Source organism: Enterococcus rotai (genome assembly GCF_001465345.1).
Classification (GTDB): Bacteria; Bacillota; Bacilli; order Lactobacillales; family Enterococcaceae; genus Enterococcus_L; species Enterococcus_L rotai.
In genome coordinates, this window is sequence record NZ_CP013655.1 from 3551256 (window position 1) to 3568532 (window position 17277).

At 37.3% G+C, this 17277-nt stretch carries 19 protein-coding genes; 2 read left to right on the plus strand and 17 right to left on the minus strand.

Annotation, left to right across the window (positions count from 1 at the left end; genetic code table 11):
* The first annotated feature begins 245 nt into the window (after positions 1 to 245).
* Positions 246 to 539, plus strand: a complete 294-nt coding sequence (locus ATZ35_RS15855) for a rhodanese-like domain-containing protein (protein WP_208928092.1) — start codon at positions 246 to 248, stop codon at positions 537 to 539.
* Positions 540 to 678: 139 nt separating this feature from the next.
* Positions 679 to 1299, plus strand: coding sequence for an FMN-dependent NADH-azoreductase (locus ATZ35_RS15860; RefSeq protein ID WP_208928093.1), 621 nt, complete (start codon positions 679 to 681; stop codon positions 1297 to 1299).
* 46 nt (positions 1300 to 1345) lie between these two features.
* On the opposite strand, the gene ATZ35_RS15865 is transcribed toward ATZ35_RS15860, so the two are convergent.
* The 17 genes from ATZ35_RS15865 to ATZ35_RS15945 all read right to left on the minus strand — a co-directional run bounded on the left by ATZ35_RS15865 (position 1346) and on the right by ATZ35_RS15945 (position 17267).
* Positions 1346 to 2512, minus strand: coding sequence for an AI-2E family transporter (locus ATZ35_RS15865; protein WP_208928094.1), 1167 nt, complete (start codon positions 2510 to 2512; stop codon positions 1346 to 1348).
* 4 nt (positions 2513 to 2516) lie between these two features.
* Complete coding sequence (locus tag ATZ35_RS15870) at positions 2517 to 2879, minus strand: PTS glucitol/sorbitol transporter subunit IIA (protein ID WP_208928095.1); 363 nt, start codon at positions 2877 to 2879, stop codon at positions 2517 to 2519.
* 161 nt (positions 2880 to 3040) lie between these two features.
* Positions 3041 to 3691, minus strand: a complete 651-nt coding sequence (locus ATZ35_RS15875; RefSeq protein ID WP_208928096.1) for a 3D domain-containing protein — start codon at positions 3689 to 3691, stop codon at positions 3041 to 3043.
* A 393-nt stretch (positions 3692 to 4084) separates the two neighbouring features.
* Entirely contained in the window at positions 4085 to 4261 is a 177-nt protein-coding gene (locus ATZ35_RS15880) for a DNA-directed RNA polymerase subunit beta (RefSeq protein ID WP_086279034.1), read from the minus strand.
* Positions 4262 to 4275: 14 nt separating this feature from the next.
* Positions 4276 to 5574, minus strand: coding sequence for a UDP-N-acetylglucosamine 1-carboxyvinyltransferase (murA, locus tag ATZ35_RS15885; protein WP_208928097.1), 1299 nt, complete (start codon positions 5572 to 5574; stop codon positions 4276 to 4278).
* 106 nt (positions 5575 to 5680) lie between these two features.
* A complete protein-coding gene (locus ATZ35_RS15890; protein ID WP_208928098.1) occupies positions 5681 to 5917 on the minus strand; it encodes a DUF1146 family protein in 237 nt (78 codons plus the stop codon).
* Positions 5918 to 6193: 276 nt separating this feature from the next.
* Positions 6194 to 6613, minus strand: coding sequence for a F0F1 ATP synthase subunit epsilon (locus tag ATZ35_RS15895; RefSeq protein WP_010772960.1), 420 nt, complete (start codon positions 6611 to 6613; stop codon positions 6194 to 6196).
* Positions 6614 to 6630: 17 nt separating this feature from the next.
* Positions 6631 to 8037, minus strand: a complete 1407-nt coding sequence (atpD, locus tag ATZ35_RS15900) for a F0F1 ATP synthase subunit beta (protein ID WP_208928099.1) — start codon at positions 8035 to 8037, stop codon at positions 6631 to 6633.
* A gap of 374 nt (positions 8038 to 8411) precedes the next feature.
* Entirely contained in the window at positions 8412 to 9332 is a 921-nt protein-coding gene (locus ATZ35_RS15905; protein WP_086279030.1) for a F0F1 ATP synthase subunit gamma, read from the minus strand.
* Between the two features lie 15 nt (positions 9333 to 9347).
* Complete coding sequence (atpA, locus tag ATZ35_RS15910) at positions 9348 to 10904, minus strand: F0F1 ATP synthase subunit alpha (protein ID WP_069645166.1); 1557 nt, start codon at positions 10902 to 10904, stop codon at positions 9348 to 9350.
* Between the two features lie 28 nt (positions 10905 to 10932).
* A complete protein-coding gene (atpH, locus tag ATZ35_RS15915; protein ID WP_208928100.1) occupies positions 10933 to 11475 on the minus strand; it encodes an ATP synthase F1 subunit delta in 543 nt (180 codons plus the stop codon).
* Positions 11462 to 11989 carry a F0F1 ATP synthase subunit B gene (atpF, locus tag ATZ35_RS15920; protein ID WP_208928101.1) on the minus strand — a complete coding sequence of 176 codons (528 nt, stop codon included), beginning with the start codon at positions 11987 to 11989 and terminating at the stop codon, positions 11462 to 11464. The genes atpH and atpF overlap by 14 nt, the downstream gene beginning before the upstream one ends.
* A 376-nt stretch (positions 11990 to 12365) precedes the next feature.
* Complete coding sequence (gene atpE, locus ATZ35_RS15925) at positions 12366 to 12578, minus strand: F0F1 ATP synthase subunit C (RefSeq protein WP_010763289.1); 213 nt, start codon at positions 12576 to 12578, stop codon at positions 12366 to 12368.
* Positions 12579 to 12619: 41 nt separating this feature from the next.
* A complete protein-coding gene (atpB, locus tag ATZ35_RS15930) occupies positions 12620 to 13336 on the minus strand; it encodes a F0F1 ATP synthase subunit A (RefSeq protein ID WP_010763288.1) in 717 nt (238 codons plus the stop codon).
* A gap of 339 nt (positions 13337 to 13675) precedes the next feature.
* Positions 13676 to 14140 (minus strand): SsrA-binding protein SmpB, encoded by a 465-nt coding sequence (gene smpB / locus ATZ35_RS15935; RefSeq protein WP_086444181.1) that lies wholly within the window; start codon positions 14138 to 14140, stop codon positions 13676 to 13678.
* Positions 14141 to 14157: 17 nt separating this feature from the next.
* Positions 14158 to 16506 (minus strand): ribonuclease R, encoded by a 2349-nt coding sequence (rnr, locus tag ATZ35_RS15940; RefSeq protein ID WP_208928102.1) that lies wholly within the window; start codon positions 16504 to 16506, stop codon positions 14158 to 14160.
* Positions 16503 to 17267, minus strand: coding sequence for an alpha/beta hydrolase (locus ATZ35_RS15945; RefSeq protein WP_208928103.1), 765 nt, complete (start codon positions 17265 to 17267; stop codon positions 16503 to 16505). Before ATZ35_RS15945 ends, rnr begins: the two co-directional genes overlap by 4 nt.
* Positions 17268 to 17277 lie beyond the last annotated feature (10 nt).

Here is a 17277-nt window from a genome sequence, read left to right on the forward strand (position 1 = left end):
AACCTAGAATCCACCCAAATAAACAATTATGGAAGATTCAGGTTTTGCCTGCCGAACAGTAACAATCCTTATTACATGCACAGCATAACATGATTTTAGTTTATTTGCAACCCTTTTCAAAAAACAACTGGTAAATAGTTTTTAGACATCTCTTAAGAAGTGTCACACCCCGATTGCAAAGTGATATAAAAAGCGTTACAATCGAGCTCAGAGTTTTAAAAAAAATATTCGTAAGGATGAGTTGTATGTTTGAATCGATTTCTATTCCAGATTTTGAAACACTTTATACTGAAACTGAACTTAACGTTATCGACATCCGTGAAACCAGTAATTATCTAAAAGCACACTTGGCCTACTCAATATCACTGCCTGCTACTCTTTTGCCAAATATGTTAAAAAAACTGAATAAAGAGAAAACCTATCATATCATTAGTTATAGTGGGCGACGCTCTGAAATCATTGCCTCATTTATGGCTTCTAAAGGTTTCCATGCTGTCCATGTAATTGGTGGAATACAGCACCTTTCGCAAGTTTTCTAACATTAAAACAACAAACATTTCTCTTGAATTCTTGTTATTTTATATAATTTATGCAAATATATTGATTTCCTTACTTTTTATTAGTAAAATAGTTTTTGTCTATAAAAAATGATACTGAGGTATTCAAAGGAGATTTTACATGTCAAAATTACTTGTTGTTAAAGCACACCCGCTAACTAAAGAAGAATCTCGTTCGGTTCGTGCGTTAGAAACCTTTTTAGAAAGTTATCAAACACAAAATCCTGCAGATGAAATCGACATTCTTGATGTCTATGCTGATTTTGTACCAGAGATCGATGAAGAATTACTTTCTGGTTGGGGTGCATTACGCACTGGTACTGAATTTACAGCTTTAAATGAAAGCCAACAGACTAAAGTTGCCCGTTTCAATGAGCTGACAGATCAATTCTTAGGCGCTGATAAAGTAGTCATTGCCAATGCGTTATGGAATTTAAATGTCCCAACTCGTTTAAAAGCTTGGGTTGATACAATCAATGTTGCCGGCAAAACATTTAAATACACTGAAGAAGGACCAAAACCTTTAACTAACGGTAAAAAGGCCCTACACATTCAATCAAATGGTGGCTTTTACGAGGGACAAGATTTTGCTTCCCAATATGTAAAAGGAATTTTAAACTTCATCGGTGTTGCTGAAGTCGATCAATTATTTATTGAAGGAATCGACCATCATCCTGAAAAAGCTGAGGAATTATTAGGTGCAGCAATGGATCAAGCAACAACTTTAGGTAAAACATTTTAAAAATAAAAAGACCGAAACAGACATACTTGTCCATTTCGGTCTTTTTTTACTCTAATTTTTTTAATTCTTCTTCTTCATGATACAAACTGGAAACATCTTTATACCATTCAAAGACATGCGTTATAATGACCTTAGCTGCTGCATAAACAGGTATTCCTAAAATAACACCAACTACACCGAATAGCTTCCCGGAAGTCAGCAACACGACTAAAATCGTTACTGGATGGATATCTAGTTGACTTCCTAATACCAATGGCGAAATCACACGACCTTCAATTGTTTGTTCGATAACAAATACAACCAACACTTTTACAAGTAAAATAGGACCGCCTACGATTCCTAAAAACACAGCTGGCACCATTGCTAAAAATGATCCTAGATAAGGAATCAAATTAAGAAAACCTGCCGTAATCCCCAATGTGATCGCATAATCAAGTCCAATAAAAGAAAAACCTAGAATGAACATCACTGCTACAGCAAATGCTACAGTCAGCTGACCACGAATATAAGAAGAAACTTGAGAATTAACTTCCCCAAGAACCTTTAATGTAGGTTTGCGCATTTTATTGGGTAAAAATTTCATTAGATATGGTGCTAATTGTTTGCCATCTTTTAAAAGATAAAACAAGATAAATGGCATCGTAATAATTGCAACAACGATCGTTGCAACTGCCCCAAAAAAGCTACCTATACCTTGAACTGTAAATGTAGAAATATTACGAATAATATCTCCTAATGAATTGATCATCTTATCGCCCATATCCTCTAACTGACTACGGAATTGCGCAAAAAATGGGTCACTTAAAATTTCTTGCATCTTTTGATCGATTGTATCAATATATTGTGGAAAATGGTTGCCAAAACTTATCGTCTGCTCTTGTATTTTGGGAACAATCACGACCAATCCCCAAATAATCAATGCCACCACTATAATAAATAGCCCAATGATACTCCAAATTCGTGGGACTTGTTTCTTTTCTAGGTAGTCAACGACTGGATTCATCAAATAATATAAGATACCTGCCATAATCAATGGTAAACCCACGACTCCTACAAATTGCCACACTGGCTTAAATAAGTAGGACACTTTTGTAAATACTAATAAAATCAGTAAAATAAGTAACACGATCAATAGTGAGGTCACTACTTGATTATTTAAAAACCAACGCCAAAACCACGAAAATCGTCTCTCTTTTTCTTTCTCTTGTCCCATTCAATCACACTCCAAGCGATGTATACTCAATGATTGATCCAACTTTCATTGTTGGAAATTCGCTAGGGTCAAGGTATAAGCCATTCACAATCGCATCCTCTTCAGGGACATCAGCAAAAACTAGCGTTACATGAGCAATACTATTCAAATTATCGTTCGCAAACGGTCCTACATATTGAATTGTATAGTCTTGTTTGTCGATTTTTAATAAATCACCTTGTTTCATGTTTAATGAGGGGACTTCTTGAAATTGTTGAATCACTGAATATTCTTTTAAGCCCTCTGTAGCACTTTCACCAAAAAGTATAATCATCGGTTCTTTTTCATCTAATGCACTAGCACCGATTTCTGTCACTGTCGCTTTCATCTATTTATCGCTCCTTATCCTATTAATCACTTTCATTATAGCATAGAACCTTTTTTCTTATTTGTTATTTTGGTCTTCGTAAATTTATAAAAAAAAAAAAAAACAAGATTTCACTCATCCTGTTTGTCTTTTTAGACACGGCACCTGTCTAGGCTCAATTATTACGATAAAATCGTTACTTCTACTTGTCGGCGGCCCCAATTGATACATTGAGCTACATCAGAAAAGTGGAGGTCAATAATATTCCCTTTGATTGCGCCACCCGTATCACTAGCAATTGCTTCGCCATACCCTTCAACATGTAACTTTGTGCCTAGAGGAATCACGCTAGGATCTACTGCAATGGCCATTGGGTCTAAACGTAGGTCTTGCCCCATTGCTGTTAAATTCCCTCCACCGATAAACCCTTCATTACAAGAATAGGCTGTTGCTTCCATGATCAGCTTTTGACCACTAGGTTTGCTACTTTCAGCTGTCTGTTTTGCCAATTCGGCTTGTTTCTGTTCAGATTCAGCCTTTTGTTTTGAAAGCTGCTCTTTTTTTTCAGCTTCTGCCTTGGCCTTCTTAGCTTGTTCTTTTTCTATTTTTTCTTTATTTAAAATATCAGATTTTACTAATTGAAATGCTTTTCCATCCGTTATTGAATGGATCATTGAGCTCGATAATTTTTTGGTTTTATATTCTGGCACAATCGTGTAATCTGTCAAACTCTTGATATCACTGCTCTTATTTTCAGCTGCGTATACAGGTATAACTGCTCCTGTAATAAAGTAGGTAATGATAAATAAAATCGCTAACCATTTTCGTTTCATTAAATTGTTTCCTCCCTAAATTTCGTACGGGAGCAATCATAACACGCGCCAAGCTCTTAATGGTTACCATTTAATTAAAGCTACGTTACAGCACGGAAGAAAACGTTTTATTGTTTGTTACATTGGAAATATTTTCATTTTTTTCAGAATAAATAAGTACATTCACAGAAAAATAACCAGTTTTAGCAAGCACTATTTGTTCCTCATTAAAATAGTCAAAAAAATATCTACTCTACATTATTGTTATATTTACAGCATATTAGACTAGTAAACAGACCAAAAACAATAGAACATCCCTTTATATTACAGTGAAATTACAAATAATTTCCCTTAACTAAAACAAAAAGACAACCTAAACTGACAAAGCAGTTTGAGCTGTCTTTATATGATTACCTATTTAAAAAAGTCTAGAATATGAGCCCAAATTTCTTCTTTGAACACATCTTTTGGATTGCCTCCACCGATCACCCCGTAGCCAATCATAGTACCAGCCACAAATAAGATGATCACTAAAGAAATCACTACTAAAACTTTCAACAAAGTCACTATAATATAGCGTGTCGAACTCATATCTCTTTCCCCTTTTAATTAACTGTAGACATTTTCTTTTCTACAACTTTTTCGTCGTTGATACGTTCCACTTTTGCTCCCAATTTTTGAAGTTTTTCATGGAATTTATAATAACCACGATCTAAATATTCTAAATGTGATACGCGTGTAATCCCACTAGCTCTTAGTCCAACTAAGATCAACGCTGCTGCTGCACGTAAATCAGTCGCTTCTACAGATGCACCTTGTAATGCTTGAGTGCCGTTGATGATGGCAATATTTCCATCTATCTTAACATCAGCATTCATACGTTGCATTTCTTCTAAATGTTGGAAACGATTCTCAAATACAGTTTCAGTTACAACGCTTGATCCTTCTGCTACCATTTGCATCGCAGTCATTTGCGCTTGCATATCTGTAGGGAAGCCTGGATGAGGCAATGTTTTAATGTCAGTTGGTTTAATCACTTTAGGTCCAATGACACGTAAACCGCCTCTTTCTTCGCGAATAATAGCGCCCATTTCAGTTAATTTTGAAATAAGTGGACGATTATGTTCAGGAATTGCTTCTTCAATCAACACATCGCCTTCAGTCATCGCAGCTGCAACCATGAATGTTCCAGCTTCAATACGATCTTGAACGATGGAATGTTCAACTGCGTGAAGTTTAGTCACACCCTCGATACGCATCGTTTCAGTACCAGCACCGACAATTTTAGCACCCATTTTATTAAGAACATTCGCTAAATCAACGATTTCAGGTTCTCTCGCAACGTTTTCGATGATGGTCATTCCTTTAGCTTTGACAGCTGCCATCATAATATTTTGAGTAGCACCCACACTTGGGAAATCTAAATAGATCGTATTACCGATTAATTCATCGGCAATAGCTTCAATATAGCCATTTTTTTGAATGATTTTTGCCCCTAACGCTTGGAAGCCTTTTAAGTGTAAATCAATTGGTCGTTTGCCAATCGCACATCCACCTGGCATTGCAACTTTAGCATGACCATTACGAGCCAATAAAGGACCCATAACAACGATTGACGCTCTCATTTGACTAACATACTCATAATTTGCTTCGATGCCTAAAGGCTGCGTTGCATCTATTGTAACTTGGTTTTCTTCTTCATTAAAATCAATATCGACATTTAAGTGTTTGATAACTTGGTTCATTGTAAAAACATCAGAAAGAATCGGTACATTATTTAATGTTGTTGTTCCTTCTTCTGCTAAAAGGGTCGCTGCTAAAATTGGTAATACTGCATTTTTAGCCCCTTCGATTTTCACAGTTCCTTTTAATTGGTTACCACCATGAACAATGATCTGTTCCATTTTGTTCCCCCCAAAAAAGTTAGAATTGGACTCTTCGATCCAAAATCTTTTCTATTATACCACTATTTACCAACAATTAGTATCTTTTCTTTTTATTCATTAACCTTTATGGAAAAAAAACAATAAATAAATTACGACACAGCGTTAGAAACTCTAAGAAAAATGAGCTTACAGTATAGCCAATAACGATTGATAATAGTACGATCAATAACCGCACCTGAGAGGTTTGATGAGCCTTAAAAAACTGCTCTATCCTGATCGATTGCATCGCCCAAAACGTAACATAAATAAACATCATATGGCAAATGATCCGAATCACTGCATCAACACCAAAAAATTGCATAGGACTCTCCTTAATTTAAAAGCGTAGTAGGCTCGTTCATTCTTGACAGGAAAATAGGAAAAATTGATTGAGACGCTTTTTGTCTCACTCCATTTTTATCTTTTTTCCAACTGTCTAACTTACATAGCTCCACTAAGTAATATAGAAACAGTTTATCACAAATAAGCTGAAACAAAAAATAAAGATTCTTAACTTTTCTAAAAGAATTTATGTATATATCACTTTTTTTGAAAAAAAGTGAACTGAGACAATTAAATTATCTCAGTCACTTTATTTTTACGTATGTTTTGATACATTGATTCGATTGATTGCGCGATGAAGGGCAACTGTTGCACGACGTAATTCATCCGTATTTGCATTTTCCTTCGCTTTTTCAATCATACGTTCAGCTCGTTGTTTTGCACGCTCTGCACGGCTTACATCAATATCTCTTTCACGTTCTGCACTATCGGCAATAATTGAAACAACGTTATCACGAACTTCCATGATACCGCCATTCACAGCGATCCAATCCACGTGTGTATCAGAATCCGTTCTTTTTACACGAACTTCATCAATCGCTAAAGGAACAATGATTGGTGCATGTTTAGGTAAGATCCCAATTTCACCATCTGTTGTTTTTGCAACAACAATCGTTGCACGATGATCATAAACCAAACCATCAGGAGTCACCACATTGACAGTTAAACAATCCATATCTGTGTCTCCTCCTTTTAGTAGTTCAATGTCTTCGCTTTTTCTACGACATCTTCGATTCTACCAACGCTACGGAAAGCTTCTTCCGGTAAGTCATCGTATTTTCCATCAAGAATCGCTCTAAAGCCTTTCACTGTATCAGCAACTGGTACATACGAACCTGGTTGGCCTGTAAATTGTTCTGCTACATTAAAGTTTTGCGATAAGAAGAATTGAATACGACGGGCACGCCCAACCAAGATTTTTTCTTGGTCAGATAACTCATCCATCCCTAAAATGGCAATAATATCTTGTAACTCACGGTAACGTTGCAAGACGTGCTGTACTTCTGTCGCTACGGCGTAATGCTCGTCACCTACAACTTCTGGTGCTAAAGCACTTGAAGATGAAGCTAGCGGATCAACTGCTGGATAAATACCCATTTCAGTTAAACGACGTTCCAAGTTAGTTGTTGCATCTAAATGGGCGAATGCTGTTGCTGGCGCCGGGTCAGTATAGTCATCAGCTGGTACATAGATTGCTTGAATCGATGTGATAGAGCCTTTTTTGGTAGAAGTAATGCGTTCTTGCAATTGTCCCATTTCAGTCGCAAGTGTTGGTTGGTACCCCACGGCTGACGGCATCCGACCTAATAGGGCAGACACTTCAGAACCTGCTTGAGTGAAACGGAAAATATTATCGATGAACAATAGTACGTCTTGTCCTTCAACATCACGGAAATATTCCGCAATCGTCAAACCAGTTAGCGCCACACGCATACGGGCACCAGGAGGTTCGTTCATTTGACCGAAAACCATGGCTGTTTTTTCGATAACGCCAGAGTCCTTCATTTCAAAATAAAGGTCATTCCCTTCACGTGTCCGCTCACCAACACCAGTAAATACAGAAATACCACCATGTTCTTGGGCAATATTATGAATCAACTCTTGAATCAAAACGGTTTTACCAACACCGGCACCACCAAATAGTCCAACTTTACCACCTTTTAAGTAAGGTGCTAATAAATCGATTACTTTGATTCCTGTTTCTAAAATTTCGTTACTTGTGCTTAAATCCGCAAAATCAGGGGCCTTCTTATGAATACCACTACGAATTGCATCTTCTGGGAATGGTTCTTCCAAGTCGATCGTATCACCTAGAACGTTGAAGACACGACCCAAGGTTTCTTTTCCAACAGGTACAGAAATGGGTTTACCTGTATCGATAACTTCCATGCCACGTTGCAATCCATCTGTCGATTCCATTGCGATTGAACGGATAACACCGTCACCTAGTTCTAAGGCTACTTCTAGCACGACTTTTTGTTTTTCTTCGCCGTTTTTATAAACGACTAATGCATTGTTTATATCTGGTAAGGATTGATCTAGTGAAAACTCCACGTCAACAACGGGACCGATTACTTCAACAATCTTTCCTGAACTCATGTGTCTTTCCTCCGTTTCGTTTAAAAAGGTCATAAAAATAGTGTTAAAGAGCGAGCAGTTAGAGCACAGTCAGACTATCCGTTTTTTGGATATTCAGACTGTGTGAAACTGCTGAGCTCTTGGTATTTTTATACCGTTGAAGAGGTTATAAAAATATTGTTCAAGAGCGAGCAGTTGGAGCACAATCTGACTATCCGCTTTTTGGATATTTAGATTGTGTGAAACTGCTGAGCTCTTGATATTTTTATACCGTTAAAGAGGTTATAAAAATATCGAAGGCTCGACAGATTTACACCTAACGAGGTCGTGATAAAACCTATCTTCTTTGTTACTTTATACGAAGTTTGAGTCAATCCGACTCAAATTCTACTTTTTTATTCTAACGCTGCAGCACCTGCTACAATTTCGGTAATTTCTTGTGTGATTGCCCCTTGACGAGCACGATTGTAAGAAATCGTCAAGTCACTAATAATATTTTGGGCATTATCAGTGGCTGTTTTCATCGCAGTCATCCCGGCAGCATGTTCTGCTGTTTTTGCATCAATAATTGCGCCATAAATCAAACTTTCAGCATATTGAGGCAACAAATTATCTAAGATTGCTTCTTCGGAAGGCTCTAGTATATATTCTTGCTCATAGGTTGTCGCTTCATCTGGATCTAAATCTGAAATCGGCAGCATTTTTTCTACACGAAATTGGCTAGTCAATGAATTGATGTGGTGATTATAGCAAACATATAACTCATCAAAGACTTCACTTTCATACATCGTAGTAGCCGTCGAAACGATTTTCCTAACTTCATCAAAACTAGGTTGATCACTTAAACCACGAAGCTCATAGGCAACATTTATTCCACGAGCTTTGAAAAAATCTGCTCCCGTTCCGCCAATAGCGATCAAGACATATTCGTCTTGAGATTTATGATCATCTGCCATCATTTTCATCGTTTGTTTCAAAATTGAACTGTTATATCCACCAACTAATCCTTTATCAGAAGTAATGACGATATAACCTGTTTTTTTCACAGGACGTGATGTAAGCATCATATGGTAGTTGCCACTTTCTGATGCTTCTTCATTGTCATATGAATCCAATTCTTCCAGATCACTTAATTGCGCTGCAACAAGATGAGTAACGATAGAACGGATTTTGGACGCATATTCTTGAAAGCTTCTGGAAGCCGCCTCTGATTTTGTCAGTTTAGCGCCCGAAACCATTTGCATAGCGTTGGTAATTTGACTGGTTTTTTTAGTTGAAGCAATGCGTTGTTTGATTTCATTTAATGAAGCACCCAATTCTTGTCACCTCTCTTACGCATTTTGAATTGATTCAAGTGTATCTTTCGCTGTTGAACCTTCTGAGTTGGCTGCACCGAAAATTTCTTTGAATTCGCTGATCGCTGCGTCTAAATCTTCTGATTTAGGTAAATCTTTTGTTGTACGAATCGTTTCAAATAATTCAGGATGTTTACCATCTAAAAAGTCGAATAATTCAGATTCAAAATCTAGAATTTTTGCAACACTGATACTGTCTAAGAAGCCATGTGTCAATGCGTATAAGATCACAACTTGTTTTTCTACCGCTAATGGCGCATGTAGTTTTTGCTTTAAAATTTCAACAGTACGACGACCACGGTTTAATTTTGCTTGTGTTGCCGCATCTAAATCAGAACCAAACTGAGTGAAGGCTTCTAATTCACGGTAACTTGCTAAATCTAAACGAAGTGTACCAGCAACTTTTTTCATTGCTTTGATTTGCGCTGAACCACCAACACGTGATACTGAAAGACCGGCGTCAACGGCTGGACGAGTTCCTGCATAGAATAAGTCGCTTTCTAGGAAGATTTGTCCATCTGTGATCGAAATAACGTTTGTTGGGATATAAGCAGAAATATCTCCAGCTTGTGTCTCAACAAATGGCAAGGCAGTCATTGAACCACCACCTAATTCATCACTTAATTTTGCCGCACGTTCTAGTAAACGTGAATGCAGATAGAAAACATCACCTGGATAAGCTTCCCGACCTGGAGGACGGCGTAATAGTAATGAAAGTTCACGATAAGCCACAGCTTGTTTTGATAAGTCATCAAAAATGATCAAAACGTGTTTGCCGTTATACATGAATTCTTCACCCATCGCAGCTCCTGCATAAGGCGCAATATAAAGTAATGGCGCTGGTTGAGACGCTCCAGCATTTACAATAATTGTATAATCAAGGGCACCATAGGCTCTTAGTGTTTCAACTTGGTTACGAACCGTTGATTCTTTTTGACCAATCGCAACATAGATACAAATGACATCTTGACCTTTTTGGTTGATGATTGTATCGATGGCAATTGATGTTTTACCTGTTTTACGGTCACCGATTACTAATTCACGTTGTCCACGACCAATTGGCACAAGTGCGTCGATCGCTTTCAGACCAGTTTGCATCGGTTGATCAACTGATTTTCTTTGCATAACACCTGGAGCTGCTGCTTCTACAGGACGTGTTTTGTCTGTTTTGATTTCACCTAAACCATCGATTGGTTGACCTAATGGGTTAACCACTCGGCCAATCATCGCTTCACCGACAGGGACTTCCATGATTTTACCCGTGCGTTTCACTTTGTCGCCTTCTCGAATGGTTTCAAAATCACCTAAAATGATAATACCGACATCATTGGTTTCTAAATTTTGCGCCATTCCATATGAGCCATTAGAAAATTCAAGTAGTTCTCCACTCATCGCATTTTCTAATCCATGGGCACGAGCGATTCCATCCCCAACATATGTGACAGTCCCGATTTCTTCGACTGCTAATTCTTGTTGATAATTTTTAATCTGTTCCTTAATCAAGGCACTGATTTCTTCTGCTTTGATAGCCATTCAATTCACCTCTTTATTGTGCTGAACGTTATTTTAATAACAATTCTTGGATTCGTTCTAATTGCTTGTGGATACTACCATCGATTACTTTATAGTTAGCTTCTATAATTACGCCGCCAACAATTTCAGGATCAATCAGATTGATTAAATTAGCTTGTTCATACCCTAAAAGTTTTGCTGCTTTTTCTTCCATTAACTGATGTTGTTCTTTCGTTAAAGGAACAGCCGTCAAAGCTGTGCCTAAAAGCAAGCTCTTATGTTCGTCATAGCGTCTTTCGTATTCATCGATCATCAATAATAAATCGATCATACGAGAGTAGTTATAAACAACATATAAGAAGTTTTCGATTGTTCCATCAAAACCAGTAACTAATTGTTTCATGATTTCGTCTTTTTCGTATGGTTCAAGACGGACGTCACTTAAGATCTCTCCTAATTCTGGAACTTCATGAAAAATCTCTCTAAGTTTTAATAAGTCTTGATAAATGCTGTCGGCTTCTTCATTTTCAATTGCCAGTTCAAACAAAGCTTTGCCATAGCGTTTACCTACCGTATACTTATCTAACTTCATTTGACTTACCTAAACCTTCAATATAAGAATTGATTAAAGAATCATGTGCATCAGGTGTCAATTCTTTATTTAAAATTTTCTCTGCAATTTGTAGAGACAAGCTCGCTACTTCATCTTTAACGGAAGCCAATGCTTCTTCATGCTCTTGAGAAATATCAAGACGTGCTTTTTCTCGTAAACGTGACACTTCATCATTGGTTTCTGCTAAGATTTTTTGACGGTTTTGATCTCCGTTCTCTTTCGCTTGTTTAATAATTTCTGCTGCTTCAGATTTAGAAGAAAGCAATTTTTGTTGGCGTTCTTCTTGCAACTTAGCGGCTGCTATTCGAGATTGTTCTGCAGAATCTAAATCGTTGGCAATTTTATCTTCACGTTTTTTTAACATATCAGTGATTGCTTCCCAAGCGAATTTCTTGATTAGAAGCATCAAAATTAGAAAAGCGCCACTTACAACAATCATTGTACCGATTGTTGTACTGGGTCCTGCTTCACCGATTACTAAATAATCTAGCATGAAGTTTCAACTTCCTTTCTCTGCAATACTTTGTGGTGCTTTTGTTGAATTACGTTCTTTGTATGGTTTGGTTCACCTTATTTTTGGAGAAGCTTGATATTCCTTTTTAATAGGTTACTTCTCTCACTGCGTTCGCCAAGTACTGCTCATCATCTGCTCTGCCTTTGGTTAGAACTTTTGAAGTATACTTGATATTTTGAGTGGTCTGCTTTATTTTGGAGAAGTTTGATGGTTCTTTTAATCGGTTACTTCTCTCTCTTCGTTCGCCAAGTACTGCTCATCATCTGCTCTGCCGGAGGCAGTCGCAGTGATTCGCAGCAAAGAAAGCAGTAACGCGTGGCGTTTTAAAAACTCAGCGTCCTGCCTTCTAAAGAGATTATTTAAGCACTAATAACAATGCAATAACTACACCTAGAATAGGAACCGCTTCGATCAAGGCTACCCCGATAAACATTGTTGTTCTAAGTTGTCCAGCCATTTCTGGTTGGCGTGTCATTGATTCGATTGTTTTTGAGATAACTTTTCCGTTACCATATGCGGCTCCGATTGCTGCTCCGAAAACTGCGATTGCTGCTGCGATATAATTCATTATTGTTTTCCTCCTAAGAAATAGTTGTTTTTATTTATTGTTTATTCTTCGACTTCAACTTTATGAGCCATGTAAACCATTGATAATGTTACAAAAATAAATGCTTGAATTCCGCCGATAAATAATGAGAAGGCTAACCAAATCATCTCTAGCGGTATTGCGAGTGGAATTGTCCAAAGTCCAACGCTGGATACAAGTCCTGCAATTAGTCCAAGTAATACTTCACCGGCAAAAATATTTCCGTATAAACGTAGTGCCAACGTAAGCAAGTTCGTAAATTCTTCCATCAACTTGATCGGCATTAAGAAAGATACCGGACTTAAAAAGCTGTTTTTGAAATATCCTTTTAAGCCAAAACGACTAACACTGAAGAAATGTGTTAAAGCAATCATGATCAATGCTAATGTCAAGGTAACCATTGGATCGGCTGTTGGGCTCTTCCAATATGTGTAATCCCCGATTGCCACTTTCGTTACTAAACCAATAATGTTAGCAACTAAAACGAACATAAACATCGTGAATGCTAGCAGGTGAAAATTTGTTACTTCTTTACTCGGCATATTGTCGGTAATGATACTTCGAACAAAATCAATGAGATACTCAATGACATTTTGTTTGCCTTTAGGTTTCATTTGAATATTCCTTGTGCAGAAATATACTATCCCAAAGACAATGACACATGTTAACAGAACCATTAGACAAATAGTTCCGTCAAACCAAATTGGCCCAATCTTGAAGAGTAGTGTCTTCTCTTCCAAATTATTTCACCTCTTTTCCAACAAACTTGCGAGAAGCTTAAAAAGGCTTCTATTTCTTAACCACACGTATCATACCACCATCGATGAATAATTTCAAAAGAATTTCATGAAAATTGGACACTTCTTTTAATATGACAAAATATTAAAAGAATAGAGTCCTTTTGGTGTTTGGCAGTACGAAGGTCAGTTACTGAAAAAACGATGAAAACTCATCATTTCCTTTACACTCTACCAAATTTTCCGCTTAAGATAAAGCAAAGAAAATAAATATGCGAAAAAGAATAAAATAACCGAATTAAAAGAGTTGATTTTATTCTTAAACACTTGAATTTTATTTCGTTACCGTAAACTTTCTTTTAGGGTACGACTGATTTCTCGATTGATCTCTTTGCGTTTTAAATCTTCACGCTTGTCGTATTGTTTCTTCCCTTTTGCAAGTCCGATCAACACTTTAGCATAACCGTTACGAATATATACTTTTAACGGGATGATCGTAATCCCCGTATTTTTTGTTTCAGCAATCAATTTTGCAATTTGTTTTTTGTGTAATAATAATTTTCTTGTTCTTAAAGGATCATGATTGAAAATATTCCCTTGCTCATAGGGACTGATGTGAACATTGAGCAGATAGGCTTCACCATTTCTGATTCTAGCAAAGCCGTCTTTCAAATTGATTCGTCCATTACGGATGGATTTGATCTCTGTTCCTTGTAAAACAATCCCTGCTTCCATTGTATCAACAACAGTATAGTCATGCCGTGCTTTACGATTTTGGGCAATCAGCTTACCTTCCCCTTTTGGCATACCCATTCCTCCAATTTCTATTTATTCTTTTGTTTCTTTCCTTTTTTCTTTTTCGCTACTTCTTTATAGAAAGGTTTCTTACCTTTTTTCTTATTCTTCTTTTGTGTAAATGATTTTTTATCACTATTTTTATGATCTGAATTGCGTTTTCGGCGATTATCCTGACGTTTCTTTTGTTTCGGTGCTTCGATTCTTTCTACTTCTTCCGCTTCAAGAAACTCAAAATCGATTTCTCTTGTTTCTGGATCGGCTTTATCTACTTTTACCTTCACTTTTTGACCGATTTTCAAGGTCATTCCTGTTCGTTCACCAACAAGAGCCATGTGATTTTCAATAAAATGGAAATAATCTTGTTTCAAGTTATTGACATGGATCAACCCTTCAATTGTATTCGGAAGTTCTACAAATAATCCGAATCGAGTAACTGAGCTAATGATCCCATCATATTCTTCACCAATTTTATCTGCCATAAATTCGGCTTTCTTCATTGAGTCAACTTCACGTTCTGTCTCAACCGCTCGACGCTCCATTCTTGAGCTATGATCTGCAATATCAGGTAAGTCCTGTTCCCATTTTTCTTTTAGCTTTTCGGAGACATTCCCTGCATAACTGCGAATCAATCGATGCACGATCAAGTCTGGGTAACGACGGATCGGTGAGGTAAAGTGAGTATAGTACTCGGCAGCCAAGCCATAGTGCCCATAGTTATCCTCTGAATAACGAGCTTGTTGCATACTACGCAATAACATTGTATTGATCACAGCTTCTTCTGGCTTATCCGCAACTTGTTCTAAAACTCTTTGCAAATCTTTAGGTGTAATATCTGCCTTCGTGCCTTTGACTAAAATGCCTAACACGGCGGCAAAATCGAAGAAACGCTGCATTTTTTCTTCTTTAGGTTGTTCATGGATTCGATAAATAAATGGTAATTTCAACTCATTGAAATGTTTTGCTACCGTTTCATTGGCTGCAAGCATAAATGATTCGATCAAACGTTCACCAACGCCACGTGTTCGAAGTAAGATATCATGTGGGTGACCTTCTGTATCCACTAAAACTTTTGCTTCACGATCTTCAAATGAAATTGCGCCACGGTTTTCTCGCATTTGTTCAAGAATCTGGTGAAGTTCTCCCATTTCTTTAAACATGGTTAATAATTTTTTATAGCGTTTCATCGTTTCAGGTTTTTCTTCTTCTAAAATTTCATTGACTGCCGTATAAGTCATCCGTTCAGTCGTTTGGATCACGCTTTGGAAAATATCATGCTTCACGACATGACCTTCAGGTGTTATTTCCATCTCACAACTCATTGTAAGTCTCGGTACATTAGGGTTCAACGAGCAAATCCCATTAGATAAACGTTGCGGGATCATCGGCACCACTCGGTCGGTTAAATACACACTAGTCCCACGTTCATAAGCTTCTTGGTCTAACTCACTGCCTTCTGTAACATAGTAAGAGACATCAGCAATATGCACTCCTAAAAAATAATTGCCGTTTGTTAATTTTTCTACAGTTACTGCATCATCTAAATCTTTAGCATCTTCCCCATCAATCGTGACGATCAATTGATCCCGTAAATCTCTACGACCTTGTATATCAGTCTCTGAAATAGTCTCTGGCACTTTGTCCGCTTCAGCGATCACTTCGTTAGGAAAACTAGTTGGAATACCGTGAGCCACAACGATTGATAAGATATCCATACCAGGATCATTTTTATGCCCCACTACTTTTTTGACGATTCCTTCTAAACTTTTTGGATATTCTTTTTCTGGATAGTGGGTCACTTCTACGATCACAATACTACCGTCAACTGGTTTGATTCCTTGAGCTGCGATGTTAAACGTCAGCCCAGTCATTTTTTTGTCTTTTGGAACTGCATAGCCATATAAATCGGTTTCGCTGACTTCTTTTTCATCATAGGCGATAAATTCACCGACTACTTGAGTAATTGCACGTGTTTTAATTGCTACAACTTTCCCTTCAGCACCGCGGTCTGAAAAAGCATCTGCTGGTTGTACGATATCAATTACAACAATATCGCCATCCATAGCAAAGTTAACTGCTTCTTTTGGAATATAAACATCTGCTTCTTCAGGATCGATCGTTACAAAACCAAATCCTCGTTCATTAGCACGAAAGGTTCCTTCGATATCCCCATTTTTTTGTGGCAAACGGATCTTGCCTTTTTTGTTAAATTCAACTAATTTTTCACGTTCCATGGTTGCAATGGTTTGAACTAACAATTTAAAGTCTGAGCTTTTTTGTAGTTGCAACCCTTCTGCGATTTCTTCCATGGAAACACTTTTTTTCGGATGATTTTCCATGAAAAACAGGATTTTCTCCTTGATTGTTTGTTTTGTCATTCTTTCTCCTCATTCCAAGACAATGTATTCAAAAATGCGACTACGTCTTGTTCTAATTGTTTATGATCTGGTCCAATCGTTAGTACATGACCACTATCTGGATACCAGTTTAATGTAAATCGTGTTTGGGTTAGCGCTTCAGCAGTTTTATAAACACCTAGTGGATCGATCATTTGATCCTTACCTGCTTGTCCCATAAAAACAGGAACCTTAATTTGATCAAGTTTATTGGCCGTCTGTTCTGAAAAATTTTCAATATCTTTTAATTGTGCGAAAGAGGCTTCTTTGATTTTGACCATCCGCTGTGCTCTTTCTTCATTTGGCACACCAGCCGTCTTTAACACTTTATCTGCATATAAAACAAAATTTTCCGGAACTGTGTTTTTTACAGGGAAAATCGGTGAGCAGAAAAAACCACCGCCGACAACTCCTGCCACCTGACTTGTCAATGCCTCCATTGTAAAAATCCCACCCATTGAAAGACCAAAAACGGCAATTTCCTGATACCCTTTTTCTTTTAAAAACTGAACAGCCTCAATTGTATCCTGCTGCCAATCCTTTGTTGTCTTTTCTAAAATATCTTCTGGCGCAACGGTTGCATGACCCGAAAAATTGGGGGAATAAACGGTATAATTTTCTTTTTCTAAATAACGACTCAGCATACGCACATCGTTGCTGCTTCCTGAATAAGCGTGCAAGAGTAATACAGCACGAGAACCATTTTTTGTAAATAATGGTTTAGGTAGACTTATTGTTTTCACTTCTCAATTC

Excerpts from the sequence above, each read along its gene's own strand:
- atpF (WP_208928101.1), bottom strand. The coding sequence starts at position 11,989 with ATGCTAGATTATTTAGTAATCGGTGAAGCAGGACCCAGTACAACAATC.
- ATZ35_RS15895 (WP_010772960.1), bottom strand. The coding sequence starts at position 6,613 with ATGGATTGTTTAACTGTCAATGTGGTGACTCCTGATGGTTTGGTTTAT.
- atpA (WP_069645166.1), bottom strand. The coding sequence starts at position 10,904 with ATGGCTATCAAAGCAGAAGAAATCAGTGCCTTGATTAAGGAACAGATT.
- ATZ35_RS15875 (WP_208928096.1), bottom strand. The coding sequence starts at position 3,691 with ATGAAACGAAAATGGTTAGCGATTTTATTTATCATTACCTACTTTATT.
- atpD (WP_208928099.1), bottom strand. The coding sequence starts at position 8,037 with ATGAGTTCAGGAAAGATTGTTGAAGTAATCGGTCCCGTTGTTGACGTG.
- rnr (WP_208928102.1), bottom strand. The coding sequence starts at position 16,506 with ATGACAAAACAAACAATCAAGGAGAAAATCCTGTTTTTCATGGAAAAT.
- ATZ35_RS15865 (WP_208928094.1), bottom strand. The coding sequence starts at position 2,512 with ATGGGACAAGAGAAAGAAAAAGAGAGACGATTTTCGTGGTTTTGGCGT.
- ATZ35_RS15870 (WP_208928095.1), bottom strand. The coding sequence starts at position 2,879 with ATGAAAGCGACAGTGACAGAAATCGGTGCTAGTGCATTAGATGAAAAA.
- ATZ35_RS15855 (WP_208928092.1), top strand. The coding sequence starts at position 246 with ATGTTTGAATCGATTTCTATTCCAGATTTTGAAACACTTTATACTGAA.
- atpE (WP_010763289.1), bottom strand. The coding sequence starts at position 12,578 with ATGAATTATATCGCAGCAGCAATCGCAGTTTTCGGAGCAGCAATCGGA.
- ATZ35_RS15880 (WP_086279034.1), bottom strand. The coding sequence starts at position 4,261 with ATGAGTTCGACACGCTATATTATAGTGACTTTGTTGAAAGTTTTAGTA.
- smpB (WP_086444181.1), bottom strand. The coding sequence starts at position 14,140 with ATGCCAAAAGGGGAAGGTAAGCTGATTGCCCAAAATCGTAAAGCACGG.
- atpH (WP_208928100.1), bottom strand. The coding sequence starts at position 11,475 with ATGAAGTTAGATAAGTATACGGTAGGTAAACGCTATGGCAAAGCTTTG.
- murA (WP_208928097.1), bottom strand. The coding sequence starts at position 5,574 with ATGGAACAGATCATTGTTCATGGTGGTAACCAATTAAAAGGAACTGTG.
- ATZ35_RS15860 (WP_208928093.1), top strand. The coding sequence starts at position 679 with ATGTCAAAATTACTTGTTGTTAAAGCACACCCGCTAACTAAAGAAGAA.
- ATZ35_RS15890 (WP_208928098.1), bottom strand. The coding sequence starts at position 5,917 with ATGCAATTTTTTGGTGTTGATGCAGTGATTCGGATCATTTGCCATATG.